Annotated in this window: 1 protein-coding gene; it reads right to left on the bottom strand. The window is 73.5% G+C overall.

Annotated elements, in window-relative coordinates; all coding sequences use genetic code 11:
- The coding region (locus ACFW2E_RS47115; RefSeq protein ID WP_384478389.1) for an FtsX-like permease family protein at positions 1-1,299 on the bottom strand (1,299 nt) is incomplete at its 3' end.
- Positions 1,300-1,303 lie beyond the last annotated feature (4 nt).

Genomic DNA, 1,303 nt, shown 5'->3' with positions numbered 1-1,303 from the left:
GTCGTCCTCCACCCCCGCGAAGAGCATCTGCAGCGCGATCGCGCCCGCGACGGCCACCGCGATGCCGTTGACCATGCGGGCCGCCGTTCCGCTGCTCAGCTGCAGCCTGCGCACGGCCAGCTGCCAGGCGACGCCACCGGCACCGAGCCGGGCGACGACGGCCTCCACGATCCACGGCAGCAGCGCGGTCACGCCGACCAGGAGCAGGACGACACCGCCGGTCACCAGGTGCTGGTTGAAGTCGCCGTTGTCCCGTCCGTCGCCGATCATCGGGTAGAGCATCGCCAGACCGGCCAGCGGCAGCAGCAGCCGCCACCACAGCCGGCGCCGGGGCGGCCGGCCCGCGCGCACCACGCCGAGCGGTTCGATCACGACCCCGCGCAGCGCGAACAGCGTTACCAGCACCGCCGCCGCCGGCACGGCCATCGCGACCAGCAGGGCGAGCAGCGGCGAGGGGTTGAGGTAGCTCGGGAACACGCTGATGCGGAACACCTCGGCGGTCCCCGCGAGCTGCCGCCCGATCATGAAGAACCCGGCCCCGAAGACCAGCCCCAGCACCCCCCCCGCCAGCGCCTCACCGGCGGCGATCCGCCGGGTCATACCGCTGTCGGAGCCCACCAGCCGCAGTGCCGCCAGCCGCCGGTCCCGCCGCTCCCCGCCGAACCGCACGGCCGCCGCGATGAAGACCGCGACCGGCATCAGCAGCACCACGAAGACCACGAGGATCAGCAGGAGCAGCACCGGGTCGGACCGCTCGGACGCCGGATTCGGATCCCCGAACCGGTCGATGCGTACGATCCGGCCGCTGTCGATGTGCTGAGCGAGCCCTTCGGCGCCCTGGTAGTAGGCGAGTTCGGCCGATCCGATCAGCCCCTCCTCCCCGATGGTGCCGATGATCCGGTCCGGCAGCCGCTCGCGCAGCAGCGCGCCGGAGTCCGACTCCAGCAGCTCCTTCAGCGCGGGGGAGACGACCATCTCGCCCTTGGCCGGGAACCTCTCCACCCCCGGGGGCAGCGGCGCCCGCGGCCCTTCGGGTTCGATCGCCCGGCCCCGGACGGTGTCGTCGCGGAAGTCCGAACCGACGTTGGCGACCACGAGGGTGTCGTCCGCCTTGGCCGGCCGCTCGTCGGTGAAGGTGATGTCGGTGCGCGCGGCCTCCCGCTCGTGCCGGACGTCGAGCGCGTTGGGGATGGCCGTCGTCAGCAGCAGCAGCGCCACGCCGAGCCCGACGCCGACCGCCGTCAGCACCGCCCGGGTCCACCCCTCGCGCCCGCCGGTGAAGGCGAAGCGGACTCCCATGGCC

Origin of the sequence: Streptomyces sp. NPDC058964 (assembly GCF_042741275.1) — a bacterium.
Classification (GTDB): domain Bacteria; phylum Actinomycetota; class Actinomycetes; order Streptomycetales; family Streptomycetaceae; genus Streptomyces.
This window is presented reverse-complemented; position numbering and strand designations above follow the sequence as displayed.